This window comes from Nocardia spumae (assembly GCF_020733635.1).
Lineage (GTDB): Bacteria > Actinomycetota > Actinomycetes > Mycobacteriales > Mycobacteriaceae > Nocardia > Nocardia spumae.
The window spans coordinates 4,409,228-4,426,506 of record NZ_JAJFZL010000001.1; the positions used below are offsets into that span (position 1 = coordinate 4,409,228).

Consider the following 17,279-nt stretch of genomic DNA (forward strand, 5'->3'; position numbering starts at 1 on the left):
CCGCTGTACGGGGCTACCTCCCGGCCCCGGCCCGATCGTCGAGAAAATGGACGCCGGTGAGTTCTTCTGCCACGGCCCACAGCCGTGCGCCGTGTTCGGGGTCGCTGGCGCGGGCGGAGATCCGGACCGGCACAGGTGGGCCGATGAGTTCGAAACGTCCACCGGGACCGTAGAAGTCGCCACCGCGAACGGCCGGATCCAGCGCCGCCCGCAGGATCGGCTGCGCGCCACCGGCCGGGCTCTGGGTGAACCATCCGGTGAGAGCGGCCGGATCGGGGGCGGTAGACGAGCTGCACCAGCGTCCAGGCTTGCGCGGCGACTGCGGTGGGTGATGCTGCTGACGGTCACGACCCGGGCGGCCGGCGCGGCGGTCAGTGCCTGGATCAGGTGGCCCGTCAGCGCGAAATGGCCGAGAAAGTTGGTCCCGAAATCGATGTCGAATCCGTCGACGGTGCGGCCGGGCGCACTGGCCATCACACCGGCGTTGTTGATCAGCAGGTCGAGACCGGCCATCGCTCGCGCACCCGCGCCGCGCACCCGGTGACCGAGCTCAGATCGACGGTGTCGATCCGCACGGTGTGCACGTCGGCGGCCGGTGCGGTGGTCAGGATGTCGGCTCGTGCGGTCTCGGCCCGGGCCGGCGTGCGGCAGGCCAGCACCACGGTGGCACCCGCACGGGCGAGGGCCCGCGCGGTTTCGAGTCCGATGCCGGTATCGGCGCCGGTGATCACAGCGACCCGGCCGGTCTGATCGCCCGCGTCGGACATCGTCCAGCGCGGCCCGATCGTACTGTCGTTGATCATCTTCCGGGCTACTCCGAGACCTCGGGCTCCGGCCACGGCGGGCTGCTCCCGGGCGCGCCGGTCGATCTCCAGCCGGCTCGGCCGCAACGACTCCCTCTCGGCACGATCGAACTATTGCACCTGTTCCTCTCTCACCCGCTCGCGCCACGCCGCGCGCGGCAATCCTCAGGCGCCCAGGTCTATTCGTCGATGAGCAGGCGCGCGATCCGGGTCAGTCGCACCGCCATCTCGGAGTAGGTCGAATAGCCCATGCCCGCCTGGACCATCGCACCGCTGACCGCGATGTCGAGCGCCTCCAGCACCGGGCCCGGGCACTGCGGCCCCACCGCCGCGCGCAATCGGTCGTTGATCGCCGCGCCGATGCGGGTACGCAACTGCGCCACATCGGGATCGCGGCTCAGGACCGCGGCCGAGGCCGCGGTGCTCAGTTCGGGTTCGGTCGCCATCAGTTCACCCATCTCGGTGAACACTTCCGCCAGGCGCCGCAACGCGCTGTCACCGGAAACCGGTGTCGCACACCATTGCCGGATTCGGTGCCAGTACGCCTCGGTCACCAGATGCTGTTTGGCCGAGAAGTATCCGTACGCCGTCGCGTGGGTGACCCCGGCCCGCCGGTGCGGCGATACGGCTGTGCGACAAGGAGTCCGGTGCGTCGACGAGCGGACCGGCCACGGATACGGCCGCGAGAGTCGGCGTGTTACGCGAGGCAGGTGCCGCCGGCGAAGCACCGGCGCGGGTGAGGAGCGTGCCGACCGGCGGGCATCCCCGTCGACCACTCCCCGCCCGCACCTGGCGAGGCGGTCAGGGAATGACGACCGGACCGGCCACGGGTGCCGGGTCGTCGGCCCAGCGATGGCCGGACTCGCGCGGTGTCACCTTCTCGTCGGTCCACGCGGTGAGCAGCTGCGCGACCTTGCTGTGCATGATGGTGCGCAGCCGGTCGAACGAGTTCTCCGGCACGTCGTCGACCTGGCCCAGCAGCAGCCACCAGGCCCAGGCCACCGCACCGGCGTTCGCGACGAAGTCCGGAACCACCGGGACGCCGCGCGCGGCGAGCATGGCCTCCGCCTCCGGCGTGGTCGCGGCGTTCGCGGCCTCGACGATGATGCGGGCCCGGACATCGAAGGAGTTGTCCGGCGTGATGGCGTAGGAGATCGCCGCCGGCACGAGGATGTCGACGTCGGCGGACAGGATCGCGGTGCGGGGCAGCTGATCGATTCCCTGGGGCAGACGTGCGCGGTCGATCTCGCCGAAGCCGTCACGCAGGTCCAGCAGCGCGGGGATGTCCAGCCCATCGGCGCAGTACAGCGTGCCGGCGGCATCCGCCACAGTGGTGACCTTCATTCCGGCCTCGTGCAGGTAGTAGGCCGCGGACCCACCCATCGTGCCGACGCCCTGGATCGCGACGGTCGTCTCGGCGGGTCCCTGCCCCCACGAGACCGCGGCGGCCAGGCAGGCGTGTGCGACCCCGTAGCCGCCGATCACATCGCCCAGCAGGAAGCCGCCGTCGACTGCCGCGTTCAGCCCCTTCCGGACCCGTTCGAGGGTGGCGGACGGGTCGACGGCGCGACTGATGGCGGCGTGATAGCTCTGCCCCAGGCCGAGCTTCTCGAAGACCTCGTCGATCAGATGTTGCGGAACGCCGAGATCCTCCGCCGTCACCCAGTGCGCGTCGATCCACGGGCGCATGGCTTCGCAGAAGCGTTCCAGCACGCCCAGCGCGCGCGGATCCTTGGGGTCGAAGTCGATCCCGCCCTTGGCGCCCCCGACGGGGAGGTCGAAAGTGGCGGTCTTGTTGGCCATTCCGCGTGCCAGATCCTCGACCTCGCCCACGGTGCAGCCCGCCCGCATCCGGGTGCCACCGGTGGCCAGGCCGGCGCGCAGGGTGTGCACGACGAGGTAGCCGACCGCACCGGTCGGCGAATCCGTCCACTGCAGGCGCATATACGGTTCGGAACGGCCGATGGCGGGTGCGGGCGCGACCGGGACGGTCGGAATTGTTTGGGCGGTCACCTGCGGGGTATTCCCTGTCTGCGGGTTGCCCTCGACTGGGTTCTGCATCGTCGTCACGGCGAATTACCTCCTCGTCGGGCTCAGTGCCGGTAACCACCACCCATCGGGAGACGCTGGCTGGCGTCACATCCCGTGCGGACTCCGTCGTCTCGCCGATGGCTCACATCCGGTGCCACCAGCGTGCGGCCGGACTACACCCCCCGTCTATTTACGGTTTGTTCACGGCTGTGTTCAGCGTTCCTGCACAGCGGGTTCGCGCGCCGCTCCGCCCGGCTCCCCCCGACTCCGGGAGTTGCCCCGCTCGTCGGCCCTTTAGGCTCGTTCGTATGGACCTGTCGCTGGCCCGACTGCGAATGCTGCGCGAGTTGCATCGGCGCGGCACGATCACCGCCGCCGCGACGGCGCTGCACTACACCGCCTCGGCGGTCTCCCAGCAGCTCGCCCAGCTGGAACGGGATGTCGGCAGCCGGCTGTTCGAGCGCCGCGGGCGCCGGGTGCAGCTCACCGATCTGGGCGTCCTGCTCGCCGAACACGCCGAGGAGATCCTCGACGCGGTCGAGCGCGCGACCCAGGCCCTCGAGGAGGCCGGCGAATCGGTATCGGCCAAGCTCACCGCCGGTGTATGGGCGTCGGTGGCCTCCGGTCTGCTGCCCGACGCGCTGAACACCCTCGCCCGCACCCATCCGAACATCCTGGTGCGAACCCGAGAGCTCGCTCCGGAAGCGACCGCCGCGGCGGTCCGCGACGGCGCATTGGATCTGTCGTTCGTACTCGACTACTCGAATTATCCGATGACCTGGGATGCCGGCCTGGAACGAGCGGTCATCGCGGTCGAGCGGATCTATGCCGCCGTCCCGGCCGGTGCGGTGCCCTCGGCCAGTGTGTCGCTGGCCGAACTGGTCGACCACCCGTGGATCCTCGCGCCGGCCCGGTCGCACTTCGGCCACGCCGCCCGGCTCGCCTTCCAATCGGCGGGGATGTCACCGCGGATCGACCACGAAGTAGAGGAGCAGCCCACGGCGATGGCCATGGCCGCGTCCGGTCTGGGTGTGACGCTGGTATCCGACCTGGGCCTGGCGCTGCGCCCGCCGGGCGTCGACATCCTCGCGCTCAGTGACGTGCTCACCCGGACCGTCTCGCTCGCCTACCGCACCACGACGGCGCGGCGGGCGGCGCTGCTGCTCGTCGTGGACGCGATCCGGACCGCCGCGGCGGCGAAGGGCCTGGGCGCCGACGCCGCACTACCCACCCCGACCGGGGTGCAGGCGGTGCCGCCGGCGCCGTGAACACGAACCCCCGCGAAAAGCACGAAACCCGCGCCGGGGCGCGGGTTTCGGTGGGAGTCAGCTCCTAGATGGCGCGGACGCTCTGGGCCTGCGGACCCTTCTGGCCCTGGGTGACCTCGAACTCGACACGCTGTCCCTCATCGAGGGACTTGAAGCCGGAGCCGGAAATCTCCGAGTAATGGACGAAAACGTCGGGGCCTCCCCCGTCCTGGGCGATGAATCCAAAGCCCTTTTCGCCGTTGAACCACTTCACACTGCCTTGCGACACTTTATCTTTTACTTCCTGTTGCGAGCCGAGCGATCATGTCAACAGCTCGTGCCCGGTACTCAGCATCTCATACCGTGGCGGACCTCCCCACACCGGCAGGTCGCGATTGCCCGGATATCGATGCGCGCAGGCTCGACTCACTGTGTGAACTCCGACCGGATCCGGCGGGCGCCGGTATGGAATCCGCAAAGATTCGCCCGGCCGAGCGGTCGCGTCCGTCAGGCCGTCCCGATGCCCACCGGGGCGGAGATCACCTCGCCCCCGGTGGGTATCGATGCGCGGGCGACGAACTCAGGCGAGTTGGGCTTCGGCGTGGGCGCGCACCGCCTTCTTGTCGATTTTGCCCAGCCCGGTCAAGGGCAGCTCGTCGACGATCAGCACATGTTTGGGCGCCTGCACCGAACCCTTGCGGCGCTTGACCTCCGCACCGATCTCCTCGATCACGGTCGCGACGGCGGCGGGGTCGTCCGAGGTGCCGGGCGTGAGGACCACGACGGCCGTGACCGCCTCGCCCCAGCGCGCATCCGCGACACCGACCACCGCGACACCGGATACCCGCGGATGCGCGCCGACGACGTCTTCGACCTCACGCGGGAACACGTTGAAGCCGCCGGTGACGATCATGTCCTTGCTGCGGCCGACGATATGCCAGAAGCCGTCCTCGTCCTCGCGGGCCAGATCGCCGGTATGCAGCCAGCCCTCGTGGAACGTCTCCGCGGTCACCTCCGGCAGATTGAGGTAGCCACCGGCCAGCAGCGGGCCGGATACACAGATCTCGCCGGCCTCACCACGCTCCACCGCGCGCCCGTCGGATCCGAGCAGTGCGGTGCGCAGTGCGACCGACGGCCGGCCACAGGAGGTCAGGCGGGCCTGATCGTGTTCACTCTTACCGAGGTAGCTGATGGCCATCGGCGCCTCGGACTGGCCGTAGTACTGGGCGAAGATCGGGCCGAAACGCTCGATCGCCTCGGTCAGGCGGGCGGGATCGATGGAGGAAGCCCCGTAGTAGACCGTCTCCAGCGACGACAGATCACGCTTGTCGATATCGGGGTGGTCGAGCAGTGCGTAGAGCATCGACGGCACCAGCATCGTCGCGCTGATGCGGTGTTCCTCGATGGCGCGCAACACGTCTCCGGCGTCGAAGCGGGGCAGCACCACGCATTGGCCGCCGAGCACGACGACGGGCAGGAAGAAGGCAGCGCCGGCATGTGACAGCGGGGTGCAGATCAAAAAGCGCGGGCGCTTGGGCCATTCCCATTCCGACAGCTGGATCTGGGTCATGGTGGCCATCGTGGCGGCGGTGCCGATCACGCCCTTGGGCTTTCCGGTGGTGCCGCCGGTGTAGCTGATCGAGATGACCGCGTCCGGTTCCAGATCCACCGCTTCGATCGGCCGCGGCTCGAATTGCGCCGCGGTGGCGATCAGGTCGATACCCACATCGGACAGTTCCGGCGGCACCGGGCCGAGGACGAGGACCTTGTTCAGCGCGGGCACTCGATCGACCAGTTCCCGGGCCCGCTGCACGAACGCCGGCTGCGGGTCGATGACCAGGCTCGTGATCGCGGCATCGTTGAGGACATGGACGTGATCGTCGAGCCCGCCCATCGGATGCAGCGCGGTACGCCGATGCCCGGCCACCTGTCCGGCGCCGAGGATGAACAGCACCTCCGGGCGGTTGAGCGCCAGGAGCGCACTGGGCGTGCCGGTGACGACGCCGTGCTCGGCGAAGGCGGACACGTAGCGGCTGATGGCATCGAGCACATCGGCGCCGGTGAGGATCGTGTCGCCGAGCGTCATGACCGGCTCGCGGCGGTGCCGCCGCAGCCCGGCGAGCAGAGCGTGGCCGTTGTGCAGCGGCAGCCGCAGGCGGGTCGCGGGATCCATTGTGGTTGGTGCAGTTTCGATCATTTCTCTCCGATCCTCGGCGAATCCGGTGTTGCTGTTGCGTTCACGACACCATGACCGCGGTATTGCCCTTCGCACTCGACGTGACGATGATGTCGCGGCCGATCGGGTCATCGACCGCGCCGAGACTCTCGGGCGCCATCGTCGCCAGGAACCGGCTGCCGTCGGCCTGCGATCGCCCGACGACCACTCCGGTGCGTGGCTCGAATGCGTGGCGCACGGTGTAGGTTTCGATCCGCGCCGGGCCGTCGGCCCGGCGACGCACCGTGACGGCGGGGGTGAGCGCGACCTCCTGCTGCAGTTGTGCGCTGCGATCGGCGGCCCAGTCCGCCGGCGCGGTCGAGTACACGCCGACGGAGTATTTGCTCATGATGCCGCCGTTGGCGCCGACCAGTCCGAAAGCGCCCGGATGTTCCCGCATCCGGCCGACGGTTTCGGCGATGGCGTGCATCGAGTAGTTGTTGCCGGGACCGCCGAAGAACGGCAGCCCGCCGGTGACGGTCAAACCACGGGGATCGGTGGTGGACAGGCCGATGCCGTCGCAGAAGTTGAACACCGCGACCGGGAAACAGCTGTACAGATCGAAGGTCGACACCTCGTCGAGCCCGATATTCGCCACCCGCAAGGCTTCTCGGGCCGCCGTCCACGCCGTCGGCGCGGTACCGAGGTCCGCGCGTTCGAGCAGTGACTGCTCTTCGAGATCCGCGTGGCCGCGAAGATAGACCATCCGTTCCGGCGGCACGCCGAGCTCGCGTGCCCGCGACACCGACATCACCAGCGCCGCCGCACCCATGTTGACCAGATCGCGCGCGACCATCAGCCGCGGAAACGGGTCGCAGATCATCCGATTGTCCGCACCGACCGTGGCCAGTTCGTCGGCGGTGCGCACGACCGGCGAGGCGGCCAGCGGATTCTTCGCGGCGACGGAGGTGAACGGCGCGAACACCTCCGCCATCTGCCGCCGGTACTCGGCCGGACCTGCTCCGAGCCGGGCGCGGCGGGCGTTCTCGAGCAGCCCGTACTGGGTCGGCGCACCTATGACCGAATGCTCGATCAGGTTCTCGTCGATGAACATCTCGTATCCGAAGCCGCGGTCCTCGAGTGATCCGATGGCGGTTTCGGTGAAGTCGGGTTTGTCGTCGCGGCGAGCGTAGAAGCGTTCGGTCGATATCGCGTCCGACCCCATGATCAGGGCCGTCTCCAGCCGCCCCGCGGCGATCGCGGCGGCGAATTCGGTGACCAGGCGCTGCGGCCCCTGACCGCCCACGACGTCGAGGACCGCGCGGGCGGGGGCGATTCCCAGCCGCCCGGCGACCGAGCGCGGATAGTTGTCCGACCGGCCCAGCGGAGCGGGCATCGGCCCCGAGATCTCGAACTGCCGCACACCGGCGATGAGCTCGATCGATGCGGCCACCCGCGAGAGGTCGGCCGCGGTGTCGGCGATGGCCCGCCGCGACGCCTCGGCCGCGAGCTCCACCGACGACATCCGCCGATAGTCCGGTCCGTCGATACTGTCGGAAATCTGCCCGACACCGACGATCACCGGGGTCCGTGGATCAATCAACACCTACCGCCTCGTATCGCGCCGGATCATCGGATACCGACGCGCCGATCACCTCGCCCGGCCCAGGACTTGTGCGGGACCGCGGTCACCAGGCCGCCGTCGACCACCGGCAACCGCGCATGGGCGGCACCCATCCGGCGCGAACCTCCGCTGATGAGTGCGACTTGCCGCTTACGCGTCCCATGCCGGGGACGCTATCACGAAAACTGGAACCTGTTCTAGATATCGCCCGCCACCCGGAGCGACCTCACGACAGCAGCCGCCGCACGATCCGGTTACCGAATCCGTAGCGGATGAGGCCGTCGAGACTCTGAATCGTCTTCTCCGAGTACGGGTACCAGATGCTCTCCCGCTTCGGCTGCCACCGATCGATCAGGACCGGCTGCGCATGGGTGAATCCACGCAGCGCGCCGGTGCCGTTGACCTGCCCCACACCGCTGTCCTTGCGGCCGCCGAACGGCGCTTCGGGCACGCCGTAGATCACGGCCGCGTCGTTGTGCACCACCGATCCGGTGGTCAGCCGGGCCGCGATGCGCCGAGCCTTGGCGGCATCCTTGGTGAACACCGAACCACTCAGACCGTATTTGCAGTCGTTGGCCAGCCGGACCGCTTCGTCCTCGTCTCGCACCCGCATGATCGCCGCGACGGGCCCGAAGGTCTCCTCGGTCATCAACTGCATATCGTGATGGACACCGATCACCACCGTGGGCTGGAAGTACAGGCCCTCGCCCGCATCGGCCGCACCGCCGACGACGATATCGGCGCCCTTGTCCCGCGCTTCGTCGATATGCCGGACCACGATGTCGCGCTGGCGATCCCAGAACAGCGGACCCATATCGGTCTCACCGGGGCCGTGGGTGATCGCCGCCGCCTTCTCGGTCACCAGCCGGATGAACTCGTCGGCGACGCTGTCGACGACGTAGATGCGCTCGACACTCATACAGACCTGCCCGGTGTTGAACATCGACAGGTACACCGCGCCGGAGGCGGCGCGCTCGAGGTCGGCGTCGGCGCACACGATCATCGCGTCCTTACCGCCCAATTCCAGTGTGTAGGGCAGCAATCGGGGCGCGCACGCGGCGGCGATCTTGCGTCCGGTACCGACACTGCCGGTGAAACACACCTTGTCGATATCGGCATCCACCAGCGCCGCGCCGGTCTCACCGTCACCGTGCAGCACCTGCACGACATCGGCGGGCACTCCGGCCTCGTGCAGTACCCGCGCCACCCACTCACCGGAGCGAGGGGTCACCTCCGACGGCTTGAACACGACCGTATTTCCGGCGACCAGCGCCTGCACGACCGGATTGAGCGACAGCACGAAGGGCGCGTTCCACGGCGTGACGACACCGATCACACCCAGCGGCTGATACTGCATGTAGAGCTTCTTGAACGGCTTGAGGTAGCCGTGGATCTTCTGCGGATGCGCTCGCAGATCGCGGCGCGCCCGAGCGGTCCAGTAGTTGAGGAAATCGCAGGCCGGCACGATCTCGACGCCGAGCGCCTCGGCCTCGGGCTTACCGGTCTCGGCGCGGATGGTCTCCACGATCTCCGCGCGCCGGGCCACGATCACACCGATCGCGGCTCGCAGGATCTCGACGCGTTCGGCGATACCGCGCGCCGCCCACGCGGGCTGCGCCGCACGCGCACGCGCCACCGCCTCCTGCACCTCGGCGGCGGTCTGCACCTCGAGTTCACCGATGTGCCGGCGGTCCACCGGACTCTCCAGGGCCAGCTTGCGCCGGTCGCTGTCGGTCGTCGGCAGTGCGTGCACGATGGCCATCGTCTTCCCCTCGTGATTGCTGTGTAACACAAGGGATGTCGCGGTCGAGCCCATCGCGCACCAGGACATCCCCACGGACTTGTAGACAACTTATCAAATCTGTCTACCCTTGGCGAGAACCTGTTCTAAATTTCCCACACGGCGCGACGGGCCCGACGCCCGGACTAGGAGGTCTTGTGCGGCACCGCCGCCACCAGCCCGCCGTCGACCACGAACTCCGATCCGGTGGCGTACGACGACTCGTCACTGGCCAGGAACAACACGAACGTCGCCACCTCCTCCGGCTGCGCCGGACGACCCAGCGGGATCGTGACCAGATCATCGGGAATATCGGCGGTCATCGGGGTCCGGATCAGACCCGGATGCAGCGAATTCACCCGGATGTTGTGATGCGCCAGTTCCAGTGCGGCCGACTTCGCCAGGCCGCGCACACCCCACTTGGTGGCGACATAACCGTGCGCCCACGGCGCACCGCGCAACCCCTCGATCGAGGAGACGTTCACGATCGAGCCACCCCCCGCGGCGATCATCGGATCGACCACCGCCTGCATACCCAGGAACGTCCCGGTCAGATTCACATCCAGAATCCGCCGCCACTGCTCCAATTCGAACCTGCGCAACGAATTGCCGTTGACGATGCCGGCGTTGTTGACCAGCACATCGAGTTTGCCGAACTCTCCGACCGCGGTGGCCACCGCCGCGTTCCACTGCTCGGGCTCGGTGACATCGAGGTGCGCATACCGCGCCGACGACCCCAGCTCGACCGCCAGCGCCTTGCCCTCGTCGTCGAGAATGTCGCCGATCACCACCGCGGCCCCCTCCGCCACGAGCAGCCGGGCATGAGCCGCGCCCATACCTCGCGAACCCCCACTGACCAGCGCAACTTTACCGTCTACACGTCCCATACCCGGGACGCTACCCGAACTCTGGACAACAATCCAGACACCTTTCCAGCACCCCGGTCGGCCCCCGAGCGAGCGGTTGCCCCGGCGCAATCGAGCCAGTAACGTCCAGACACATGTCCAGCACTCTGTCCGGTTAATCCCGCACGGCTCGATCGGAGAGTCATGGCATACGTCTCGTCGACCGCGACGGATCGCACGCGATCGACGCCGCCGAGAAGGCCGCCGACCGGCTCCGGCACACAACCCCCGCGTGGCCGACATGGTCGCGGCCGCCCGGGGCCAGTCGGCTGCGCCCATGGACAGAGGAGAGAATATGCCCATTCGTGTCGTTCACATCGGCACCGGCAATGTCGGGCGGCTCGCACTGGCCGGCCTCATCACCGATCCGCGGTTCGAGGTGGTCGGAGTGTGCGTCTCGTCCGCGGAGAAGGTCGGCAGGGACGCCGGTGAACTGGCCGGGCTGGACGTCAGCACGGGTGTGCGCGCCACCGACAGCCTGGATGCCGTACTCGCGCTCGCACCCGATTGCGCGGTGTATTGCGCGATGGGCGACACCCGGCCGCTCGAGGCGCTCGACGACTGCCGCAGCATTCTGGCGGCCGGTGTCGATCTGGTCGGCTCCGCTCCCGGCATGCTCCAATATCCCTGGCAGGTGTTGCCGGACAAGTACTTCGCGCCCATCGAGGACGCCGCGCGGGCGAGCGGCAAGAGCGTCTTCGTCACCGGCATCGATCCCGGATTCGCCAACGACCTGATCCCGCTGGCCTTTTCGGGCACCTGCCGCGATATCGAGCAGATACGGTGCTCGGAGATCGCCGACTACGCGACCTACGACGGTGCGACGGTCATGTTCGACGTCATGGGATTCGGCAAACCGCTCGACGAGGTGCCGATGCTGCTGCAGCCCGGTGTGCTGAGACTGGCCTGGGGTACCACCATCCGGCAACTCGCCGCCGGGCTGGACGTCACCGTCGACGAGATCACCGAATCCTATGAGCGCGAACCGGCTCCGGAGACTTTCGAGATCGCGGCCGGCCAGGTCCCGAAGGGTTCGGTCGCGGCGATCCGGTTCGAGATTCAGGGCCGGGTACAGGGACGCCCCCTGATCGTCATCGAGCACACCACACGGCTGCGCGAGGATCTGCGTCCCGACTGGCCCCGGCCCGCGCAACCCGGCGGCTCCTATCGGGTGGAGATCGTCGGTGAACCGTCCTACACCGTCGACATCTGCCCGACCAGTCGCCACGGCGACCACAACCACGCCGCGATCGTGGCGGCGGCGGGCCGCATCGTCAACGCCATCCCCGCCGTGGTCGCGGCGCCTCCGGGCATCCGCACCTCACTGGATCTGCCGTTGATCGCCGGAACCGTACTGCCGCACTGAATTCGGCGACCGCGAGGCCATCGCCGCTCGTCGATCGCGCACCTCCGATTCCACGCCCGCATCGACCACCGATAGTTTGCTGACTGTATGCGGCGACATCCGCCCGCCGCGACCGGATTGGAGCCGGCCGCGGAGCGGACACCGAGCGGCGATGGGAATGACCTCCCGCGCACCACAACCCATTCATTTCTCGACGGCGAACTCGAATCCACCGGGCTCACCTGGCCGAACGACGCACCCCGATCAGCAAACGCGACAGGACACCCCCGGGCAGACCTCAGGACAAAGGGTTGTCGCAACTCGAAATTCGCCACTACAGTCGGATTTGCTAGAAAGATGCTGACGGTTTCACCCGTCCGGCCTCGGCCAGCGCGGACGGTCGACCTCGAGGATGGACTGAGATGACCTTCCTGGCTCTCGGATATCTCCGCACGGATGTGTCACAGCGGCAACGCCGATGGGACGAGGCGCAGATACGTTCGCTGGCACGAAGACTGGGCTACGAGTTGAGCGAGATCATCCTCGCGGGCACCCACGAACCGATCCAGCGGCTGATGGATACCGTGATCGAGCTCAACGCCGAAGCGGTCATCGTCCCCACCGCCGACCATTTCGACGGTCACCTCGTACCGGCCGAACTCATCGAGATCACCGACGTCATCACGGTGTCGCCGGAACACACCTACGCCCGGTGGGCCACCGGTGAAGTACCGCGGCGTGAATGAATTCCGGACGCGCGCCGCGGGTTCGGCGTAGTGGGAGCCCGGCGCCCCCGTCGCGCTGGTCTCGCGACGCGGGCGCCGGGCTTCGGGCCGGTCAGAGGTGATCGGCGTCCACCACGGCCTGAGCGAACGCCGCAGGCGCCTCCTGTGGAACGTCGTGTCCGACACCGGCGAAGACGCGGTGGTCGTAGGCCCCGGTGAACTTGGCGCGATAGGCCTTCCCGTCGGCATTGGCGCCGTCGAAATCACTGCCGATGGTGATCGCTGGAACGGAGATCACGGGCCCCGCGGCCAAAGTGCGCTCCTCGGCGTCGAATTGGGGTTCGCCGGGTGCCAGCCCCAGCCGCCACCGGTAGTTGTGGACGACGACGGCGACATGGTCGGGGTTGTCGAACGAGCCGGCGCTACGCGCGTAGGTGGCGTCGTCGAAGTTCCACTTCGGCGAGGCCGTCTTCCAGATGTACTTGCCGAAATCGTGCACGTTGCGCTGATAGCCGAGCCGGCCGCGTTCGGTGGCGAAGTAGTACTGGTACCACCAGCCGGCCTCGGCGGCGGGCGCGAGCGGCTGCTGCTGCGCGGCCACATCGGTGATCAGATATCCGCTCACCGCGACCAGCGCCTTCACTCGCTGCGGCCACAGTGCGGCGACCACATCCGCGGTGCGCGCACCCCAGTCGTAGCCGCCGAGCACCGCCTTGTCGATGTGCAGGGCATCCATCAACGCGATGACATCGTGCGCGATCGCGGCCTGCTCACCGTTGCGGACGGTATCCGGGAACAGGAACCGGGTCGGGCCGAATCCGCGCAGATACGGGACGATCACCCGATACCCCTGGGCGGCCAGCCGCGGGCCGACGTCGATGTAGCTCGCCGGATCGTAGGGCCAGCCGTGCAACAGCACCACCACCGGCCCGTTCTGCGGACCGTATTCGACATAGGCGGTATCGAGCACCCCGGCGCGGATATGTTCGATCGGCCCGAGAGCGGTGTGTTCACCGGCGCCCACACCCAGAACCGAGGCCGGGGTCGGGGTCGACGGCGCCTCGGCGCCCGGCGCGCACGCCGCCAGCGACGCCGTGATCGCCGCTACCGCGGCCAGTTGTGCCCATCGTTTCCTGGTGAACATCCGCTCGTCTCCCGTGTCCTCATCCGCCGCGCCCACTGCCACGGCTGGGATGAGCACTACGTTATGAGTCGCGAACCCCCCGGCGCGCCCGTCGGATGACGGTATCGACGTACGTCATCCGGGCCGGATCACCGCGGCCCGGCGCGATCCGGGTCACGAGCCGATATCGAGTAGAGCTCGCGGTGGCGGCGCTGCCGGAATTCGCGCGGGGTCTCACCGAACGCCTCCTTGAACGCGGTGGAGAACCATGCCGGGGTGAGGCCGACCCGGCTCGCCAGCTGATGGACCGGCACGCTCAGGAACGCCGGATCCTCCAGGGAGCTGCGGGCAGCGCGTAATGCCTCCTCGCGCCGGATGTCACGAAATGTGGTGCCGGACCGTTGCAGGAGCGTCCGCACCTGCCGCGGCGACCAGCCCAGTGCCTCCGCCACGGCGGGCAGCCGGACATCGCGATAGCCGAGATTGGCGCGGACGTACCGACGGACCTGGTCGACCACCCGACCGTGATGGCTGCGCTGCGGTGTCGTATCGCCCTGGGCCAGCATGCACAGTAGTTCCGCGATCCGGCCGCAGACGGCGTCGAACTCCCGGCCCGTCAACGCCCCCGCCTCGGCATGAGTGCTGCGGATGAGGCCGTGGGTGATGCGACCGAGGCCGGAATCGAGGGTCAGTACCCGGGCGCGGTCGGCGAGAGACCCTATGCGACTGTCGATTTCGGTGCGCGGCACCTGAAACGCGTAGGCCTTCGACTGCGGGATGTGGATACTGCAGACCTCGTCGACGGTGGTCACCACACCGCCGCCGGGCCCGACTCCGACCTCCTGATCGCGGTAGCGCACGGTATAGCCGCCCTGCTGCGGGAACACGATCCAGTAGAAATCGTCCCCGGGCACGCGCTGGATGTGGAAACCGGTGCGATGGGAGGTGCGGGTGCCGCGCTGGTCCCAGTGCAGGAGCCGGTGGTCCACGGACTCCTGCACGGTCAGCGTGGCGCCCCAGTGCCCTTCTTCGCGGTAGTCGTGATCCATGGGCACGAACCCGTCGGCGATAGTGGTCCATGCTCGTGAGTTCCGCGCGGTCACCTGGTAGTGCCTCACTGCGACCCTCCATCCGTCGAGGTGTCAGGTGCCGAGCATGGCAGATTTCCCCACCGGGTCAACCGCGGCCACTCACCGGTCCTGGTGACCCGCCGGCGCCGGATCCGACGGCGGCACCGCGCCCAGCCGGATCGGAATCGACAGCGGTCCGATGGTGAAGAACGACGGCGAATAGGCGATATCGGCCGGATCGACGACGAGTTCGAGATCGGGCAGCCGCCGATACAGCGAGGCCAGTGCGAGCCGGCCCTCCAGCCGGGCCAGCCCGGCGCCGATGCAGTAGCGGGGGCCGTGCCCGAATCCGAGGTGATCACTGCGCTGTTCGCGGTCGATGTCGAAGCTGTCGGCGGTGTCGCCGTAGCGCTGCGGATCCAGACCGCAGGCCTGGTAGACCACGCCGACGGCATTGCCCTTCGGTATCGTGACGCCCGCGATGGTCACATCGGTGAGCGTGAACCGCCAGCTGGTCATCATGACCGAATGCCGGTAGCGCACCGTCTCCTCCACGACCTCGGCCCAGCGGTCCCCCGCCTTGGCGGCGGCGAGCTGTTCGGGATGTTGCGACAGCGCGATGATCGCGTAGCCGAGCATGTGCACCGTCGTCTCGTGGCCCGCGACCAGCATGATCCACAGCACCGCGACCAGTTCCTCGGTGGTCAGCTTGTCGTCGCGATCGCGGGCCTGTACCAGTCCGGTGGTGAGATCGTCGCCGGGTTCGCGGCGCTTGCTCTCGGCCAGATCCCGCAGATAGGTCAGCAGCCCGTTCTGCGCGGCGAACGCCTCCTCCGGAGAAGTGTTGTGGGACAACAGCACCGCGGTCCAGTTCCGCAGCCGCTTCCGATCTTCCGGCGGGATACCGAACAGCTCGCAGATCACCGCCATCGGCAGCGCCTCGGTGAACGCCGGAACCAGATCGACCCCGTCGCCGGCGGCCACCACCTCGTCGAGCAGTTCGTCGATGATCTGCTGGATGCGCGACTGCATCGCCTGCACCCGGGCCGGGGTGAACGCCTTGCCGATCATGCCGCGCAGCCGCCGGTGATCCTGTCCGTCCATGGTCGACAGATGCTCACCCTGCACGACCGCGCGCAGCGGCCAGTCCGGTGGAATCACTCCGTTGTGCAGATCGGGCCAATGTTTCGGATCGCGGGCGAAGGTGGCGTTGTCGCCCGCCAGGATTTCGCGCACGGCGTCGTGGGTCAGGGCGAGGTAGCCCGCCACCCCGCCGGGGAACTCGACCTCGACGACGGGGGCGATATCGCGTAGCCGCAGGCAGGTATCGAGCGGAGCCTCGTTCGCGGCAGGAAAGGCGGGCAGTGCGGTGGTCACGGGCATTCCTTTCACCTTGCCGGGCCCTGCCCCGGCATTCGCCGACGAGTATCACGCCCACCGCGTCCGGCCACCGCGCACTCGGGCGCACTCAGCCTCCCACCGAAAGAGCGCTGTCACCCACCGAAAGAGCGCTCGCGAAATCCACTGCCGGGCAGACGGTTTCCGTGCGGCGGCGGCCGTCCCGTGGTTGGTGAACTGCGCCCCGCTCCCGGCGAGCACAATCGACACCGCTCCGTTGTCCGAATCACTGCGAGGATGGTTCACGTGCCCGGTTCCGACATCATCGTCACCACACCGCTCGGTGATCTGCACGCCACGGTCGCGGGCACCGGCGAGACCATCGTGCTGTGGCCGAGTCTGCTGATGGACGCGAGTCTGTGGCAGGCCCAGGTCGACCATTTCTCCCGCCGCTACCGCACCGTCGCGATCGATCCACCCGGGCACGGCCGGTCCGCACCGCTGACCCGGGTCTTCGACTTCGGCGAATGCGCCCGATGCGTGGTCGCCGTTCTCGACCATCTCGGCGTGGACCGGGCGCATATCGTCGGCAATTCGTGGGGCGCGATGATCGGCGGCACCTTCGCCGCGACCTTCCCGGATCGGGTGCGAACCGCGGTGCTGCTCAACGGGACCGCGTCGCCGGCGCCACGACGCCAGCGACTCGAATACTCGTTCCTGCTGACGTGCGCGCGACTGCTCGGCGGCGTGCGACCGCCACTGACCCCGGCGGTGGTGCGGGCTTTCCTGGGCCCGACCAGCAGGCGAACACGACCGCAGGTGGTGGGCCGGGTCCGGACCGCCGCCGCGGCCCATGACGTCGCGTCGGTGTCCTGGGCGGTGCGGTCGGTGGTGATGCGCCGGCCCGACCAGCGCGCCCTGTTCGCCTCCATCACCTGTCCGGTGCTGGTGATCGCGGGGCGCGAGGATCCCACCTTTCCGCTCGCGGAGGTGGAGGCCATGGCACGCGCCGTGCCCACGGCACGGCTGGTCGTCCTCGACGATGCCGCGCATCTGGCCGCGGCGGAGGTACCCGAACAGGTCAACTCGCTGATCGCTGGGTTCTTCGAGGAACACGCGGGCACATCCTGAAC

General features: G+C 68.4%; 14 protein-coding genes and 1 pseudogene. 4 read left to right on the top strand and 11 right to left on the bottom strand.

Features of this window, described 5'->3' with window-relative positions:
- Positions 1-13 precede the first annotated feature (13 nt).
- From LKD76_RS19670 to LKD76_RS19680, 3 genes and pseudogenes are all read right to left on the bottom strand, one after another.
- Positions 14-785 (bottom strand): annotated as a pseudogene (locus tag LKD76_RS19670) (SDR family NAD(P)-dependent oxidoreductase).
- A 197-nt stretch (positions 786-982) separates the two neighbouring features.
- Positions 983-1,357: a hypothetical protein gene (locus tag LKD76_RS19675; RefSeq protein ID WP_227982787.1), complete on the bottom strand. Its 375-nt coding sequence runs from the start codon at positions 1,355-1,357 to the stop codon at positions 983-985.
- Between the two features lie 247 nt (positions 1,358-1,604).
- Positions 1,605-2,747, bottom strand: coding sequence for a Glu/Leu/Phe/Val dehydrogenase dimerization domain-containing protein (locus LKD76_RS19680; protein ID WP_227985317.1), 1,143 nt, complete (start codon positions 2,745-2,747; stop codon positions 1,605-1,607).
- Between the two features lie 395 nt (positions 2,748-3,142).
- Between LKD76_RS19680 and LKD76_RS19685 the strand changes: the two genes are divergently transcribed.
- The gene (locus LKD76_RS19685; RefSeq protein WP_227982788.1) at positions 3,143-4,102 is read left to right on the top strand and encodes a LysR family transcriptional regulator; all 960 of its coding nucleotides are present in this window, start codon (positions 3,143-3,145) and stop codon (positions 4,100-4,102) included.
- Positions 4,103-4,166: 64 nt separating this feature from the next.
- On the opposite strand, the gene LKD76_RS19690 is transcribed toward LKD76_RS19685, so the two are convergent.
- The 5 genes from LKD76_RS19690 to LKD76_RS19710 all read right to left on the bottom strand — a co-directional run bounded on the left by LKD76_RS19690 (position 4,167) and on the right by LKD76_RS19710 (position 10,527).
- Positions 4,167-4,370 (bottom strand): cold-shock protein, encoded by a 204-nt coding sequence (locus tag LKD76_RS19690; RefSeq protein ID WP_227982789.1) that lies wholly within the window; start codon positions 4,368-4,370, stop codon positions 4,167-4,169.
- A gap of 291 nt (positions 4,371-4,661) precedes the next feature.
- A complete protein-coding gene (fadD8, locus tag LKD76_RS19695) occupies positions 4,662-6,278 on the bottom strand; it encodes a fatty-acid--CoA ligase FadD8 (protein WP_227982790.1) in 1,617 nt (538 codons plus the stop codon).
- A gap of 40 nt (positions 6,279-6,318) precedes the next feature.
- A complete protein-coding gene (locus LKD76_RS19700) occupies positions 6,319-7,842 on the bottom strand; it encodes an acetyl-CoA acetyltransferase (protein WP_227982791.1) in 1,524 nt (507 codons plus the stop codon).
- A gap of 244 nt (positions 7,843-8,086) precedes the next feature.
- Positions 8,087-9,622 carry an aldehyde dehydrogenase family protein gene (locus LKD76_RS19705; RefSeq protein ID WP_227982792.1) on the bottom strand — a complete coding sequence of 512 codons (1,536 nt, stop codon included), beginning with the start codon at positions 9,620-9,622 and terminating at the stop codon, positions 8,087-8,089.
- Between the two features lie 164 nt (positions 9,623-9,786).
- The gene (locus LKD76_RS19710) at positions 9,787-10,527 is read right to left on the bottom strand and encodes a glucose 1-dehydrogenase (protein ID WP_227982793.1); all 741 of its coding nucleotides are present in this window, start codon (positions 10,525-10,527) and stop codon (positions 9,787-9,789) included.
- 313 nt (positions 10,528-10,840) lie between these two features.
- On the opposite strand from LKD76_RS19710, the gene LKD76_RS19715 reads away from it, so the two are divergent.
- The gene (locus LKD76_RS19715) at positions 10,841-11,911 is read left to right on the top strand and encodes an NAD(P)H-dependent amine dehydrogenase family protein (protein WP_227982794.1); all 1,071 of its coding nucleotides are present in this window, start codon (positions 10,841-10,843) and stop codon (positions 11,909-11,911) included.
- A 401-nt stretch (positions 11,912-12,312) separates the two neighbouring features.
- Complete coding sequence (locus LKD76_RS19720) at positions 12,313-12,636, top strand: hypothetical protein (RefSeq protein WP_227982795.1); 324 nt, start codon at positions 12,313-12,315, stop codon at positions 12,634-12,636.
- A 91-nt stretch (positions 12,637-12,727) separates the two neighbouring features.
- On the opposite strand, the gene LKD76_RS19725 is transcribed toward LKD76_RS19720, so the two are convergent.
- The 3 genes from LKD76_RS19725 to LKD76_RS19735 form a co-directional block, all read right to left on the bottom strand.
- Positions 12,728-13,759 (bottom strand): alpha/beta fold hydrolase, encoded by a 1,032-nt coding sequence (locus LKD76_RS19725; protein WP_227982796.1) that lies wholly within the window; start codon positions 13,757-13,759, stop codon positions 12,728-12,730.
- Between the two features lie 128 nt (positions 13,760-13,887).
- Positions 13,888-14,856 carry a helix-turn-helix transcriptional regulator gene (locus tag LKD76_RS19730; protein ID WP_227982797.1) on the bottom strand — a complete coding sequence of 323 codons (969 nt, stop codon included), beginning with the start codon at positions 14,854-14,856 and terminating at the stop codon, positions 13,888-13,890.
- A 72-nt stretch (positions 14,857-14,928) separates the two neighbouring features.
- Entirely contained in the window at positions 14,929-16,191 is a 1,263-nt protein-coding gene (locus LKD76_RS19735; RefSeq protein WP_227982798.1) for a cytochrome P450 family protein, read from the bottom strand.
- A gap of 261 nt (positions 16,192-16,452) precedes the next feature.
- On the opposite strand from LKD76_RS19735, the gene LKD76_RS19740 reads away from it, so the two are divergent.
- Positions 16,453-17,277, top strand: coding sequence for an alpha/beta fold hydrolase (locus tag LKD76_RS19740; protein WP_372465877.1), 825 nt, complete (start codon positions 16,453-16,455; stop codon positions 17,275-17,277).
- Positions 17,278-17,279: the final 2 nt, after the last annotated feature.

Bases quoted from the DNA above. Each gene is read 5' to 3' on its own strand.
- LKD76_RS19680 (WP_227985317.1), bottom strand. From the start codon at position 2,747: ATGCGCCTGCAGTGGACGGATTCGCCGACCGGTGCGGTCGGCTACCTC.
- LKD76_RS19685 (WP_227982788.1), top strand. From the start codon at position 3,143: ATGGACCTGTCGCTGGCCCGACTGCGAATGCTGCGCGAGTTGCATCGG.
- fadD8 (WP_227982790.1), bottom strand. From the start codon at position 6,278: ATGATCGAAACTGCACCAACCACAATGGATCCCGCGACCCGCCTGCGG.
- LKD76_RS19705 (WP_227982792.1), bottom strand. From the start codon at position 9,622: ATGGCCATCGTGCACGCACTGCCGACGACCGACAGCGACCGGCGCAAG.
- LKD76_RS19710 (WP_227982793.1), bottom strand. From the start codon at position 10,527: ATGGGACGTGTAGACGGTAAAGTTGCGCTGGTCAGTGGGGGTTCGCGA.
- LKD76_RS19715 (WP_227982794.1), top strand. From the start codon at position 10,841: ATGCCCATTCGTGTCGTTCACATCGGCACCGGCAATGTCGGGCGGCTC.
- LKD76_RS19720 (WP_227982795.1), top strand. From the start codon at position 12,313: ATGACCTTCCTGGCTCTCGGATATCTCCGCACGGATGTGTCACAGCGG.
- LKD76_RS19725 (WP_227982796.1), bottom strand. From the start codon at position 13,759: ATGTTCACCAGGAAACGATGGGCACAACTGGCCGCGGTAGCGGCGATC.
- LKD76_RS19735 (WP_227982798.1), bottom strand. From the start codon at position 16,191: ATGCCCGTGACCACCGCACTGCCCGCCTTTCCTGCCGCGAACGAGGCT.